General features: G+C 70.6%; 13 protein-coding genes. 5 read left to right on the forward strand and 8 right to left on the reverse strand.

Features of this window, described 5'->3' with window-relative positions; all coding sequences use genetic code 11:
- A partial coding sequence (locus BFF76_RS27955; RefSeq protein WP_107418504.1) for a hypothetical protein occupies nt 1-723 on the forward strand: 723 nt, incomplete at its 5' end.
- Between the two features lie 101 nt (nt 724-824).
- Here BFF76_RS27955 and BFF76_RS27960 read toward each other — a convergent pair.
- The gene (locus BFF76_RS27960) at nt 825-1607 is read right to left on the reverse strand and encodes an isoprenyl transferase (RefSeq protein ID WP_053929160.1); all 783 of its coding nucleotides are present in this window, start codon (nt 1605-1607) and stop codon (nt 825-827) included.
- Between the two features lie 174 nt (nt 1608-1781).
- Nucleotides 1782-2939 carry an acyl-CoA dehydrogenase gene (locus BFF76_RS27965; protein ID WP_031098800.1) on the reverse strand — a complete coding sequence of 386 codons (1158 nt, stop codon included), beginning with the start codon at nt 2937-2939 and terminating at the stop codon, nt 1782-1784.
- 186 nt (nt 2940-3125) lie between these two features.
- Between BFF76_RS27965 and BFF76_RS27970 the strand changes: the two genes are divergently transcribed.
- Entirely contained in the window at nt 3126-4469 is a 1344-nt protein-coding gene (locus tag BFF76_RS27970; RefSeq protein ID WP_031098797.1) for a UDP-glucose dehydrogenase family protein, read from the forward strand.
- Nucleotides 4470-4504: 35 nt separating this feature from the next.
- Here BFF76_RS27970 and BFF76_RS27975 read toward each other — a convergent pair whose 3' ends face one another.
- Nucleotides 4505-5029, reverse strand: a complete 525-nt coding sequence (locus BFF76_RS27975; RefSeq protein ID WP_053929159.1) for a CGNR zinc finger domain-containing protein — start codon at nt 5027-5029, stop codon at nt 4505-4507.
- 143 nt (nt 5030-5172) lie between these two features.
- Between BFF76_RS27975 and BFF76_RS27980 the strand changes: the two genes are divergently transcribed.
- Nucleotides 5173-5538: a VOC family protein gene (locus tag BFF76_RS27980; protein ID WP_065849321.1), complete on the forward strand. Its 366-nt coding sequence runs from the start codon at nt 5173-5175 to the stop codon at nt 5536-5538.
- Nucleotides 5539-5620: 82 nt separating this feature from the next.
- Here BFF76_RS27980 and BFF76_RS27985 read toward each other — a convergent pair whose 3' ends face one another.
- The 3 genes from BFF76_RS27985 to BFF76_RS27995 are packed head-to-tail and all read right to left on the reverse strand — an operon-like array spanning nt 5621 to nt 8503.
- A complete protein-coding gene (locus BFF76_RS27985; RefSeq protein WP_031098793.1) occupies nt 5621-6823 on the reverse strand; it encodes a dipeptidase in 1203 nt (400 codons plus the stop codon).
- A gap of 7 nt (nt 6824-6830) precedes the next feature.
- Nucleotides 6831-7367 (reverse strand): 5-(carboxyamino)imidazole ribonucleotide mutase, encoded by a 537-nt coding sequence (gene purE / locus BFF76_RS27990; RefSeq protein ID WP_031098791.1) that lies wholly within the window; start codon nt 7365-7367, stop codon nt 6831-6833.
- Nucleotides 7364-8503: a 5-(carboxyamino)imidazole ribonucleotide synthase gene (locus tag BFF76_RS27995; protein WP_078850749.1), complete on the reverse strand. Its 1140-nt coding sequence runs from the start codon at nt 8501-8503 to the stop codon at nt 7364-7366. Before BFF76_RS27995 ends, purE begins: the two co-directional genes overlap by 4 nt.
- Before the next feature lie 242 nt (nt 8504-8745).
- On the opposite strand from BFF76_RS27995, the gene BFF76_RS28000 reads away from it, so the two are divergent.
- A complete protein-coding gene (locus tag BFF76_RS28000) occupies nt 8746-9264 on the forward strand; it encodes a GtrA family protein (protein ID WP_031098788.1) in 519 nt (172 codons plus the stop codon).
- Between the two features lie 67 nt (nt 9265-9331).
- Here the strand turns inward: BFF76_RS28000 and BFF76_RS28005 are convergent, their stop codons facing one another.
- Both BFF76_RS28005 and BFF76_RS28010 read right to left on the reverse strand, forming a co-directional pair.
- The gene (locus BFF76_RS28005; RefSeq protein WP_031098786.1) at nt 9332-10600 is read right to left on the reverse strand and encodes an ATP-binding protein; all 1269 of its coding nucleotides are present in this window, start codon (nt 10598-10600) and stop codon (nt 9332-9334) included.
- 14 nt (nt 10601-10614) lie between these two features.
- On the reverse strand, nt 10615-11292 hold the full coding sequence (locus BFF76_RS28010) for a response regulator transcription factor (protein WP_031098784.1): 678 nt from the start codon (nt 11290-11292) through the stop codon (nt 10615-10617).
- Nucleotides 11293-11780: 488 nt separating this feature from the next.
- On the opposite strand from BFF76_RS28010, the gene BFF76_RS28015 reads away from it, so the two are divergent.
- Nucleotides 11781-13271 carry an oligopeptide:H+ symporter gene (locus tag BFF76_RS28015; protein WP_031098783.1) on the forward strand — a complete coding sequence of 497 codons (1491 nt, stop codon included), beginning with the start codon at nt 11781-11783 and terminating at the stop codon, nt 13269-13271.
- Nucleotides 13272-13308: the final 37 nt, after the last annotated feature.

Consider the following 13308-nt stretch of genomic DNA (forward strand, 5'->3'; position numbering starts at 1 on the left):
GAACGGCGCGTCGACACCCTCCTGCGCATCGAGACCGAGAACGACGGGCCCTTCCTCCTCGCCGTAGAAGCCCAGGGCAGAAAGGACCCCGACAAACCGACCAGCTGGGCCTACTACCTCGCCCACCTCCTGGAGAAGTACCGGCTCCCCACCACCCTGCTCGTCGTCTGCCAGGACCACAGCACCGCCCGGTGGGCAGCCCGCCCCGTCCCCCTGGGCGCACCGCAGTGGCCGGCGCTCACCCTCCGCCCCCTAGTCGCCGGGCCCCACAACATGCCCGTCATCACCGACGTGGCCGAGGCCCGCAAGGACCCGGCGTTCACCACGCTGGCCCTCATCACACACGCCGACGATCCGGACATCGGTGCCATACTGAAAACGCTGTCGACCACCCTGCGGGACACGCCGGAAAGCATCGCGAACCCGCTCATCGAACTCACCGCACAAGGCCTGGGCAACCGTCCGGCCGCACAACAATGGAGGAACCTGGTGGCCGTGGACCTCTCCTTCTACACCTCGCCCCTCTCCGAGGAGATCCGGGACGAAGGCCGGGCCGCAGGCCGGGCCGAGGACATCCTGCGGTTGCTCGAACTGCGCGGCGTCACCGTCCCCGTCGAGGCCCGCGAGAAGATCGCCGGCTGCGACGACCTGCACCTCCTGGACCGGTGGTTCAGCCGCGCCGTCACCACCACCACCGCCGAGGACGTCTTCACCGAGGAGTGATCCTCGCCCGTGACCGCACCCCGTTCCCAGGCTCCAAGAGTGGCGGAGCTCGCGGTCAGCGGGTCACCTGGCAGTGCCCCCTTCCTCCCTTCAGCAGGCGGTCACTTCCCGAACCGGCGCTGGCGGCCGGCGTACGAGCGGATCGCGCGAAGGAAGTCCACACGGCGGAACGCCGGCCAGTAGCAGTCCACCCAGTGCATCTCGGCGTAGGCGGACTGCCAGAGCAGGAAGCCCGACAGCCGCTGCTCGCCGGACGTCCGGATGATGAAGTCGGTGTGGTCGGCGGTCGGCGAGTACAGGTGCCGGGAGATGTCGTCGATGTCGAACCGCTCGGCCAGCTCGGCGGGGTCGCCGCCGGCCGCGATGTGCGCCGCGAACGCGCTCTTGACCGCGTCGACGATCTCCCGCCGGCCGCCGTAGCCGACTGCGATGTCCACCTTGAGCCCACCGCGCCCGGACGTCGCGGCGGTGGCGTCCTTGAGGACCTCGGCGGTGGCGCCGGGGAGCAGGTCGAGCGATCCGATCACCTGGACCTCCCAGGGACGGCCCGCGGCCGTGATGTCCTGGACGGTCTCCTTGATGATCTCGATCAGCGGACCGAGCTGCTCGGCGGGGCGCCCGAGGTTGTCGTCGGACAGCATGAAGAGGGTCACGCGCTCGATTCCGGCGGCCGCGCACCAGTCCAGGAACTCGGTCGCCTTGGCGCCGCCGGCCCGGTACCCCTCCCGGAGGTCCGTATGGCCCGCCTGCCGGGCCCAGCGCCGGTTGCCGTCGAGCATGACCCCGACGTGCTGCGGGCGTGGCAGCCCCACCAGGGTGGAGGCCAGCCGGCGCTCGTACACCGCCTCTATGGGCCTGCGGAGGAACAGCGGGAGCAGCTTCACGAACCAACTCCATCACGTTGCGGTCAGCCTCAGCGGACCCTATCAGCGGCGTACGGTGCGCTCCGCGAATGCCCCTGGACGCGGCGGCTCCCCAGGCCGCCCGGCACCCCCGCGTACCCATGGGTGCGGCCCCCGGCCTGAGGCCGGGGGCCGCGACAGCCGCGAGAGGTCGCCCTACGGCAGGTTGCGGGCCATGACGATCCGCTGGACCTGGTTCGTGCCCTCGTAGATCTGCGTGATCTTCGCGTCGCGCATCATGCGCTCCACCGGGTAGTCACGCGTGTAGCCGTAGCCGCCGAGCAGCTGGACGGCGTCCGTGGTGACCTCCATCGCGACGTCGGAGGCGAAGCACTTGGCCGCGGCTCCGAAGAAGGTCAGGTCGCCGTCGAGGCGCTCGGACTTGGCTGCCGCCGAGTAGGTGAGCTGGCGGGCGGCCTCCAGCTTCATCGCCATGTCGGCGAGCATGAACTGTATGCCCTGGAAGTCGCCGATCGGCTTGCCGAACTGCTTGCGCTCCTGGACGTAGCCCTTGGCGTAGTCGAGGGCACCCTGGGCGATGCCGAGGGCCTGGGCCGCGATGGTGATGCGGGTGTGGTCCAGGGTCTTCATCGCGGTGGCGAAGCCGGTTCCCTCCTCGCCGATCATGCGGTCGGCGGGGATGCGGACGTTGTCGAGGTAGACCTCGCGCGTCGGGGAGCCCTTGATGCCGAGCTTCTTCTCCGGGGCGCCGAAGGAGACGCCCGGGTCGGACTTCTCGACGACGAACGCCGAGATGCCCTTGGAGCGCTTCGTCGGGTCGGTCACGGCCATGACCGTGTAGTACTCGGAGACGCCCGCGTTGGTGATCCAGCGCTTGACGCCGTTGAGGACCCAGAAGTCGCCGTCGCGGACGGCCTTGGTCTTCATGCCCGCCGCGTCGGAGCCGGCGTCCGGCTCGGAGAGGGCGTACGAGAACATCGCGTCGCCCTTGGCGAGCGGGCCCAGGTACTTCTTCTTGAGGTCCTCGGAGCCGGAGAGGATCACCGGGAGCGAGCCCAGCTTGTTCACGGCCGGGATGAGGGAGGAGGACGCGCAGGCGCGGGCCACCTCCTCGATCACGATGACCGTGGCGAGCGCGTCGGCGCCCGCGCCTCCGTACTCCTCCGGCACGTGGACCGCGTGCAGGTCCGAGGCGACCAGGGCGTCCAGCGCCTCCTGCGGGAAGCGGGCCTCCTCGTCCACCGCGGCGGCGTGCGGGGCGATCTTCGCCTCGGCGAGCGAACGGATCGTCTCGCGGAGCATGTCGTGCTCCTCGGCCGGACGGTACAGGTCGAAATCGGTCGAACCCGCCAAGACGCTCACTCCCCAAGGATGCTAACTACCGTTAAGTAACCCAATTTTAGTGTCCCCGCCGGCCGAAGGCATACGGGCGGGGCACGTGAGCTTGCCGACAGCCGCGGACGGCGTCTCGGAACGGGTGCTCCCGAGGCCCCGGATATGCTCGGTCCGCACGTCTGTCCGCATCGTTCAGGAGCACCCATGGCCCTCAGGATCACCGTGATCGGTACCGGCTACCTCGGCGCCACCCATGCCGCGGCCATGGCGGAGCTCGGCTTCGAAGTCCTCGGGCTCGACGTCGTGCCCGAGAAGGTCGAGATGCTCTCGGCCGGCCGGGTGCCCATGTACGAGCCGGGGCTCGAGGAGATCCTGCAGAAGCACGTCGCGGGCATCGAGGGGTCCACGGGGCGGCTGCGGTTCACGACCTCCTGGGAGGAGATCGGCGCGTTCGGCGATGTGCACTTCGTCTGCGTGAACACCCCCCAGAAGCACGGCGAGTACGCCTGCGACATGAGCTACGTGGACAGCGCCTTCGCGTCGCTGGCCCCGCAGCTGACCCGCCCCGCCCTGGTCGTGGGCAAGTCCACCGTGCCGGTGGGCTCCGCCGCCCGGCTGGCGGCGCGGCTGGCCGAGCTGGCACCGGTGGGCGCGGACGCCGAGCTGGCCTGGAACCCCGAATTCCTGCGCGAGGGCTTCGCGGTGAAGGACACGCTCCACCCGGACCGGGTCGTCGTGGGCGTGGAGAGCGAGCGTGCCGAGAAGCTCCTGCGCGAGGTGTACGCGGGCCCGATCGCCGAGGGTTCGCCCTTCGTCGTGACGGACTTCCCCACCGCCGAGCTGGTGAAGACCTCCGCCAACTCCTTCCTCGCGACCAAGATCTCCTTCATCAACGCCATGGCCGAGGTCTGCGAGGCCGCCGACGGCGACGTCGTGAAGCTCGCGGAGGCGATCGGCCACGACGAGCGCATCGGGAAGAAGTTCCTGCGGGCCGGGATCGGCTTCGGCGGGGGCTGTCTCCCCAAGGACATCCGGGCCTTCATGGCACGCGCCGGTGAGCTCGGCGCCGATCAGGCGCTGACCTTCCTGCGCGAGGTCGACTCCATCAACATGCGCCGCCGCGGCCACATGGTGGAGCTGGCCCGCGAGGCGGTGGGCGGAGGGTCGTTCCTGGGCACGCGCGTCGCGGTGCTGGGCGCCACCTTCAAGCCGGACTCCGACGACGTACGCGACTCGCCGGCTCTGAACGTCGCCGGCCAGATCCACCTCCAGGGCGGCCAGGTCACCGTCTTCGACCCGAAGGGCATGGACAACGCACGGCGCCTCTTCCCGACGCTCGGTTACGCGGACACGGCTCTGGAAGCGGTGCGCGGCGCGGACGTGGTGCTGCACCTGACGGAGTGGCGGGAATTCCGGGAGCTGGACGTGGCTTCGCTGGGTGAGGTCGCGGCGAAGCGGATCATCCTGGACGGGCGCAACGCGCTCGACCCCACGGTGTGGCGCGAAGCCGGCTGGACGTACCGGGCGATGGGCCGCCCGAAGGCCTGACGCGAACGGCCGCGGTCCGGGACGCGGATCCGGCCTCAGCCCGGATCCGCGTCCCGCCTGGCGCGGTACGTACGCATCTTGGCGCGGGCTCCGCACACCGACATGGAGCACCAGCGGCGGCGCCCCGCGGGGCTGCGGTCGTAGTACGCCCAGCGGCAGTCCTCGGCCTCGCACGCCTTGAGCCGTGCCCAGGTGCCGTCCGCCGCGGCCTCCGCGACGGCCGCGGCGACCCGGGCCGTCAGCCCGGGCGGCTCGGCGACAGGCAGCAGCGCGGCGTTGCCGGCGGCGTCCACGGTGACCCGGAGCGGCGCGGCGGCGAGGAGCCGGTCGAGCGGGGGTGCCGGTGAGCCCTCCGGCGGGCGGTGCCCGGCGTGGGTGAGGCAGACCGCGCGCAGCGCCTCGCGCAGGACACGCGCGTCCGGCACGTCCGCCTCGGCCAGGCCGAAGGCCGCGCGCCCTGCCTCCGTGCCGAGTGTGTCCGCGCCGGTCTCCACGTCCAGCGTGTTGACCAGGCTCTCGATCAGGGCGAGTCCGCCCGGGGCAGCCGCTCTGTCATTCATGGTCGCGCGCATTCATGTTGCGAGGTTACCGCCTTTGCGGGAGTATGCAGTAACGGTTACCGGTTGAGCGGACCAAGAGGTAACTGCGGGGTGGTGGCTGTCCGCCGGGCCCCGTCGCGGTTCCGATCCGAGGAGGAGACGTCATGACCGTCGCCAAGCTGGGCTCCGTCGTCCTGGACTGCCCCGACCCCGTCGCCCTGGCCGGTTTCTACGCCCAGGTACTCGGCGGCAGGGCCGAGGACGACGGCGAGGGCTGGGTCGATCTGAAGACCGACGACGGCGCGGCACTGGCCTTCCAGGCCGCGCCCGGTCACGTACCGCCGCGGTGGCCGCGGCCCGAGGCCCCGCAGCAGTTCCATCTCGACCTGGAGGTGGAGGACCTTGAAGCGGCGGAGCGGAAGGTGCTGTCACTGGGGGCGACGCTCCTGGAGTCGGGCGACCCGTCACGCACCTGGCGCGTGTACGCCGACCCCGCGGGGCACCCGTTCTGCCTGTGTTACGTCGGCTAGTGCGGGAGCGCACGAAAGCGGCGGGGCCGGCAGGGCTGTGTCAGCCCCGCCGGCCCCGCCGCCCGGTCCGGTACGCGGAAGGTCAGCGCAGCGGGCCGTCCAGCTCGCCGATCGTCGCGTGGGACGGACCGACCCGGGTGCTCAGATCACGGGACACCGCTTCCGCGTCGCGCAGGACCCGTACGGCGTTCTGCCAGGTCAGCTTGGCCACGTCGGTCTCCGACCAGCCGCGCGTGAGCAGCTCCGCGATCAGGTACGGGTAGCCCGACACGTCCTCCAGCCCCAGCGGGAGGAACGCCGTGCCGTCGTAGTCGCCGCCGATGCCGATGTGGTCGATCCCGGCGATCTCGCGCATGTGGTCGAGGTGGTCGGCGATCGTCGCCACGGTGGCCATCGGGCGCGGGTTGAGCGCCTCGAAGTCCGCGTGGATCCGCATGGCGGCCGGGGTGGTGTCCAGGTGGTGCAGGCCGTGCTCCCGCATGTTGCGGTCGGCGGCGAGCGTCCACTCGACGGCCGCCGGGAGGACGAACTTCGGCACGAAGGTCGCCATGGCCACGCCGCCGTTGGCTGCGAGCATCCGCAGCACGTCGTCGGGGATGTTGCGCGGGTGGTCGCAGACCGCCCGGGAGGACGAGTGCGAGAAGATCACCGGCGCGACTGAGGTGGCGAGCGCGTCACGCATCGTGGTGGCCGCCACATGGGAGAGGTCGACCAGCATCCCGACGCGGTTCATCTCGCGCACGACCTCACGGCCGAACTCCGTCAGGCCGCCGGCGCGCGGGGAATCGGTCGCCGAGTCCGCCCAGTCGGTGTTGTCGTTGTGCGTGAGCGTCATGTAGCGGACGCCGAGGGTGTGCAGCGCGCGCAGGGTGGCCAGGGAGTTGTTGATCGAGTGGCCGCCCTCGGCGCCCATCAGGGAGGCGATACGGCCTTCGGCGCGGGCCTTCTCCATGTCGTCCGCGGTCAGGGCGCGCCGCAGGTCTTCCGGGTAGCGGGCCAGCATCTCGCCGACCACGTCGATCTGTTCCAGCGTGGCGCTGACCGCGTCGTCGCCGGTCAGCCGGTTGGACACGTAGACGGACCAGAACTGCGCGCCGACGCCGCCGGCCCGCAGCCGCGGGATGTCGGTGTGCAGGATGCCGGTCTGGTCCCGGGAGATGTCGCGGGCGTCGAGGTCGTAGCCGACCTGCTCGCGCAGGGCCCAGGGGAGGTCGTTGTGGCCGTCGACGACGGGGTGGGCGGCGAGGAGGAGGCGGGCCCGGTCGAGGTCCTGAGGACTGGTCACGGGGCGCCTACTTCCCGAAGCCGAAGGAGTCCGCGCCCTGGGCCTTCGCGCGCAGCCGCTTGCCCTTCTCCGTCGCCTGCTCCTTGAGCTCCTGCTGGAAGTCCTTCATCCGCGTGAGGAGCTCCGCGTCGTGGGCGGCGAGGATACGGGCGGCGAGCAGACCGGCGTTGCGGGCGCCGCCGACGGAGACCGTGGCGACGGGGACCCCGGCCGGCATCTGGACGATGGAGAGCAGGCTGTCCATGCCGTCGAGGTACTTCAGCGGCACGGGGACGCCGATCACGGGGAGCGGGGTGACGGAGGCGAGCATGCCGGGCAGGTGGGCGGCCCCGCCCGCACCCGCGATGATCGCCTTGAGACCGCGGTCCGCCGCCGACTCGCCGTACGCGATCATCTCGTGCGGCATGCGGTGGGCGGAGACGACGTCGACCTCGTAGCGGATCTCGAACTCGCCGAGGGCCTTCGCGGCCGCTTCCATCACGGGCCAGTCGGAGTCCGATCCCATGACGATGCCGACGACGGGGGCGGAGCCTGATGCGGTCATTCGGTGATCGTTCCTCGCAGGTAGTCGGCCGCGTGCCGGGCGCGCTCCCGCACGTCCGCCAGGTCGTCGCCGTAGGTGTTGACGTGGCCCACCTTGCGGCCGGGCTTCACGTCCTTGCCGTACATGTGGATCTTGAGCTGCGGGTCGCGTGCCATGCAGTGCAGGTACGCCTGGTACATGTCCGGGTAGTCGCCGCCGAGGACGTTGGACATGACCGTCCAGGTTGCGCGCGGGCGGGGGTCGCCGAGCGGCAGGTCGAGGACGGCCCGCACGTGGTTGGCGAACTGCGAGGTGACCGCACCGTCCTGGGTCCAGTGCCCGGAGTTGTGCGGGCGCATCGCGAGCTCGTTGACGAGGATGCGCCCATCCCGCGTCTCGAAGAGCTCGACCGCGAGGTGGCCCACGACACCGAGCTCGGCGGCGATCCGCAGGGCCAGCTGCTGGGCCTCGCCGGCGAGGCGTTCGTCCAGACCGGGCGCCGGGGCGATGACGGTGTCGCAGACCCCGTCGACCTGGATGGACTCGACGACCGGGTAGGCGACGGCCTGGCCGTGCGGCGAACGGACGATGTTGGCCGCCAGCTCCCGCGTGAAGTCGACCTTCTCCTCGGCGAGGACGGCGACACCGGCCCGGAAGGGCTCGGCGGCGTCCGCCTCGGAGCGGACCACCCAGACGCCCTTGCCGTCGTAGCCGCCGCGGACCGTCTTGAGGATGACGGGGAAGCCCCCCACCTCGTCGGCGAAGGCCGCGGCGTCGGCCGCGTCCTCCACGATGCGGTGGCGGGGGCAGGGCGCACCGATCTCCGTGAGCCTGGCGCGCATCACCCCCTTGTCCTGGGCGTGCACGAGGGCGTCGGGGCCGGGGCGTACGGGGATGCCGTCCGCCTCCAGGGCCCGAAGGTGCTCGGTCGGCACATGCTCGTGATCGAAGGTGATCACGTCGCAGCCGCGTGCGAAGGCGCGCAGTGTCTCCAGGTCGCGGTAGTCGCCGACGACGACTTCGCCGGCCACCTGGGCGGCCGAATCCTGGGGGGTGTCACTGAGGAGCTTGAATTTCAGACCGAGGGGGATGCCGGCCTCGTGGGTCATCCGGGCGAGCTGGCCGCCGCCGACCATGCCGACTACAGGGAACGTCACGTGTCCAGGGTATCGGGCGTGCGGAACTCCCCTCACCCTGTCCCGCCGGGCCCCGCCACGCCGGCCGCTCCGACCGCTCCCGCCGCTCCGGCCGCTCCGACCGCTCCGACCGCTCCGACCGCTCCGACCGCTCCGGGAACGAAGCCCCGTCATGCGGCACTCGGTGACACAGGCATCGCACGGGAGGGCTGGTTAGCATGGCCGGGTTGACGAAACCGACCGGACGGGGCTGAGCGATCACCATGAGCGAACGGGGCGCACTGCGGACCCGGCTTGAGCTGCTGGCCCGGGAGGTCGCCAAGTTCGGCGCGGTCGGAGCGCTCGGGCTGGTGGTCAACATCGCCGTCTCCAACCTGATCTGGCGCACCACGGAGATCCCGGTGGTGCGGGCCGGGCTGATGGGGACGGTCGTCGCCATCCTCTTCAACTACGTCGGCTTCCGCTACTGGACCTACAGGGAGCGCGACAAGACCGGCCGGACGCGGGAACTGATGCTGTTCCTGCTGTTCAGCGCCGTCGGCGCGGTGATCGAGACGGGCGTCCTCTATGTGGCGACGTACGGCTTCGGGTGGGACAGCCCGGTCCAGAGCAACGTATTCAAGATCGTCGGCATCGGGATCGCCACCCTGTTCCGCTTCTGGTCCTACCGCACCTGGGTGTTCAGGGCGCTGCCGGCCAAGGAGGCCGTGCTCAGCGCGGAACGGTTTCTGGAGCAGCGGCGGCCCTCCGACGAGGTAGCGCCCGGCCCCGTGCCCCGCTGACGCCGGCGCATCCGGCGTACGGCTTCGTTGCGGTTCGGCGCACCGGACGTACGGATCCCCTCGGCGCTCAGCGCACCGGACGTACGGAATCCTTGCGGTTCGGCGCGACCCGGCTGAGGAAGAGGGCGAAGACCGGCGGCTGCTGCTGGAGCAGTTCGAGCCGGCCGCCGTCGGCCTCGGCGAGGTCCCTGGCCACGGCGAGGCCGATGCCGGTGGAGTTGCGGCCACTGATGGTGCGCTCGAAGATGCGCGCCCCGAGGTCGGCGGGAACACCGGGGCCCTCGTCCGTGACCTCGACGACGACCTGGTTGCCGGTGACGCGGGTACGCAGCGCGACCGTGCCGCCACCGTGCATCAGTGAGTTCTCGATCAGCGCGGCGAGCACCTGGGCGACGGCACCGGGGGTTCCGACGGCCTCCAGCCCGTGCTTGCCGGAGCAGACGACGGCGCGGCCCGCGCTGCGGTAGGCGGGGCGCCACTCCTCGATCTGCTGCTTGACGATCTCGTCGAGGTCGAAGACGACGGCGGAGCCGGTGCGCGGATCACGGGCATTGGTCAGCAGCCGCTGCACCACGTCCGTGAGCCGCTCGACCTGGGTGAGCGCGATGTTCGCCTCCTCCTTCACCGTCTCCGGATCGTCGGTGACGGAGATCTCCTCGATCCGCATGGAGAGGGCGGTGAGGGGCGTGCGGAGCTGGTGCGAGGCGTCCGCGGCGAGGCGCCGCTCCGCGGTCAGCATCCGGGCGATCCGCTCGGCGGAGGCGTCCAGGACGTCGGCGACCCGGTCCAGCTCCGTCACCCCGTACCGCTTGTGCCGCGGACGCGGGTCGCCCGATCCGAGGCGTTCGGCGGTCTCGGCGAGGTCGGTGAGCGGGGACGTCAGCCGGTCGGCCTGGCGTACGGCGAGGAGTACGGCGGAGATGATGGCGAGCAGCGCCACCGCGCCGATGATCAGCAGGGTCCGGCCGACCTCACGGGTCACGGCCGAGCGGGACTCCTCGACGGTGACCTTCTCACCCTGCTCCCCCGTCTCGGTACTGCGGGTGACGTCGCTGTCCGTGGGACGCTCGCCGACCTCGATGGGCGCCCGCCCGGGGATCTCCACACGGGCGTAGCGGCTGGGGTCCACCTGCTCGGCGAGGACCTGGGGGGTGATCCGTTCGGCGCCGAGCAGTCTGCTCTCGACGACGCTGATCAGCCGGAAGGCCTCGGAGTCGACGCTTTCCTGGGCGCTGTTGCTGATGGTGCGGGTCTCGACGATGACGAGGGAGACGCCGAAGACGGCGATCACGACGAGCACCACGGCGAGCGTGGAGTTGATCAGTCGGCGGCGCATGAGTGTTCTGTACGTCAGCTCTTCTCGAACCGGAAGCCGACGCCCCGGACTGTGGCGATGTAGCGCGGATTGGCCGCGTCGTCGCCGAGCTTCTTGCGGAGCCAGGAGATGTGCATGTCGAGGGTCTTGGTGGAGGACCACCAGGTGGTGTCCCAGACCTCACGCATCAGCTGGTCGCGGGTGACGACCCGGCCGGCGTCCCGCACGAGGACCCGCAGCAGGTCGAACTCCTTGGCGGTGAGCTGGAGTTCCTCGTCCCCCATCCACGCCCGGTGGGACTCGACGTCGATCCGGACGCCGTGCGTGGCGGGCTGCGGCGCGGGCTCGGTGGCGCCGCGGCGCAGCAGGGCCCTGACCCGGGCGAGGAGCTCGGCGAGACGGAAGGGCTTGGTGACGTAGTCGTCGGCCCCGGCGTCGAGGCCGACCACGGTGTCGACCTCGTCGGCCCGGGCGGTCAGCACCAGGATCGGCACCGCGTGACCGTCGGCCCGCAGCCGCCTGGCGACCTCGAGACCGTCCATCCCGGGCAGCCCCAGGTCGAGGACGACCAGGTCGACGCCCCCCTGGAGCCCGGCGTCGAGCGCGGTCGGGCCGTCCTCGCGGACCTCGACCTCGTAACCCTCACGACGCAGGGCGCGGGCCAGTGGCTCCGAGATGGAAGCGTCGTCCTCGGCGAGCAGTACACGGGTCATGCAGTGATGGTAGTCCGCGCGGGCCTGACGGGGTGAAGCACTGGTCAGGCCCTGCGGGTCAGGGCCACGAATCGGTCATCCTCCTTCGAATATGCGAATGTGGTTCCACGTACACCTGTGATCCATGTCTCAAGTCCTTCCATATCCCCGCGTGTCGTGTCGTATGGTTGCTCGACGCCTGTTGCACCACCGAAGGACCTTTGGGCAGCTTTTCGCGCCAAGGGTCTCTTTTGTGTACGGGCCGGTTCCCGCCGGCCCCGATCAGTGAATGACCTGTGGGCCGGGCCCGGGGCGCGAGGACGCGCGCCGGGCGTGGATCCCGGAGCGGTCTGTCCCACGACCCCGCCCCCGAACTCCCTGCGGAGCGGGCGGCCGGATCGGATCCCCTCGAGGCGTCAGGGGTGGGGCGCGTCCGCCCGGTGCCGGCCACCCCCCACCGGGCGCGTACGGCTCACGAGGCGGCGCGTCCCGACCAGCAAGGATCGACCATGGCGTCCAGCCTGACGAAGGACTCGGCCAGTACTCCTGGTGCGGAGAAGACCTTCTTCGGCCACCCCCGCGGCCTGGCCACTCTCTTCATGACGGAGATGTGGGAGCGCTTCAGCTACTACGGCATGCGTGCCCTTCTCCCGCTCTACCTGATCGCTCCCAACGGGCTTCACATGAACCCCGCCACGGCCACGGCGATCTACTCGGTCTACCTGTCGCTGGTGTACCTGCTCGCCATGCCCGGCGGCTGGTTCGGCGACCGTGTCTGGGGGCCCCGCAAGACCGTAGCCATCGCAGGCGGCGTGATCATGCTCGGCCACCTGACGCTGGCACTGCCCGCCGAAGGCACCTTCTTCGCCGGGCTCGGGCTGGTCGCCATCGGCTCCGGTCTGCTGAAGTCGAACATCTCGACGATGGTCGGCCACCTCTACGACGGCCCGGACGACCCGCGCCGCGACGGTGGCTTCACGATCTTCTACATGGGCATCAACATGGGTGCCTTCGCCGCCCCGCTGATCATCGGCACCGTCGGTGAGAACGTGAACTGGCACCTGGGCTTCGCCCTGGCCGCGCTCGGCATGGGCCTGGGCGTCATCCAGTTCCTGCTCGGCACCCGCCACCTGGACCAGCGCAGCCTCGTCGTGCCGAAGCCGCTCTCCGCGGACGAGCGCGCGTCCACCCTGCGCAAGTCGATGATCTGGCTGGGCATCGCGGCCGTCTTCTACATCGGCACCGTCGTCACCGGTGTCTACACGCTGAACTGGCTGCTGGTCCCGATCACGATCGCCGGCCTGGTCATCCCGGTCATGGTCCTGACGCGCATCAAGCGCGACAAGGAGCTCAGCGAGACCGAGCAGAAGAAGATGTCCGGCTACATCTGGTTCTTCGTGGCCGCCGCCATCTTCTGGATGATCTACGACCAGGGCGGTTCGACCCTGGCGATCTTCGCCGACTCCTCCGCGGAGAACTCGGTCCTCGGCTGGGACTTCCCGGTCTCCTGGTACCAGTCGGTCAACCCGGTCCTGATCATGGCGCTGGCCCCGGTCTTCGCCGCCTTCTGGCTGGCGCTGAACCGGCGGGGCAAGGAGCCGAGCACGGTCGTGAAGTTCAGCTCCGGTCTGGTGCTGGTCGGCGCGTCGTTCTTCCTCTTCCTGGCGCCGCTGACCATCGCGGGCGACGGCCACAAGGCCGCCGCGATGTGGCTGGTCGCGATCTACTTCGTGCAGACCGTCGGCGAGCTGACGCTGTCCCCGGTCGGCCTGTCGGTCACCACGAAGATGGCCCCGGCGAAGTACGCCAGCCAGATGATGGGTGTCTGGTTCCTGGCCGTGACCGCCGGTGACTGCACCACGGGCCTGCTCTCCCTCGCGGGTGTCGAGCTCAACGGCACCGGGGTCGTGGCACTCCAGGCCGCCCTCGCGGTCGCCGCGGGTGTCGCGATCTTCATGTACCGCGGCAAGGTCAAGACGCTCATGGGCAACGTCCACTGACCCGGACACCGCCTGCACGAATGTGGCCCCCGCACCG

The organism is Streptomyces mutomycini (assembly GCF_001700505.1).
GTDB classification, from domain to species: domain Bacteria; phylum Actinomycetota; class Actinomycetes; order Streptomycetales; family Streptomycetaceae; genus Streptomyces; species Streptomyces mutomycini.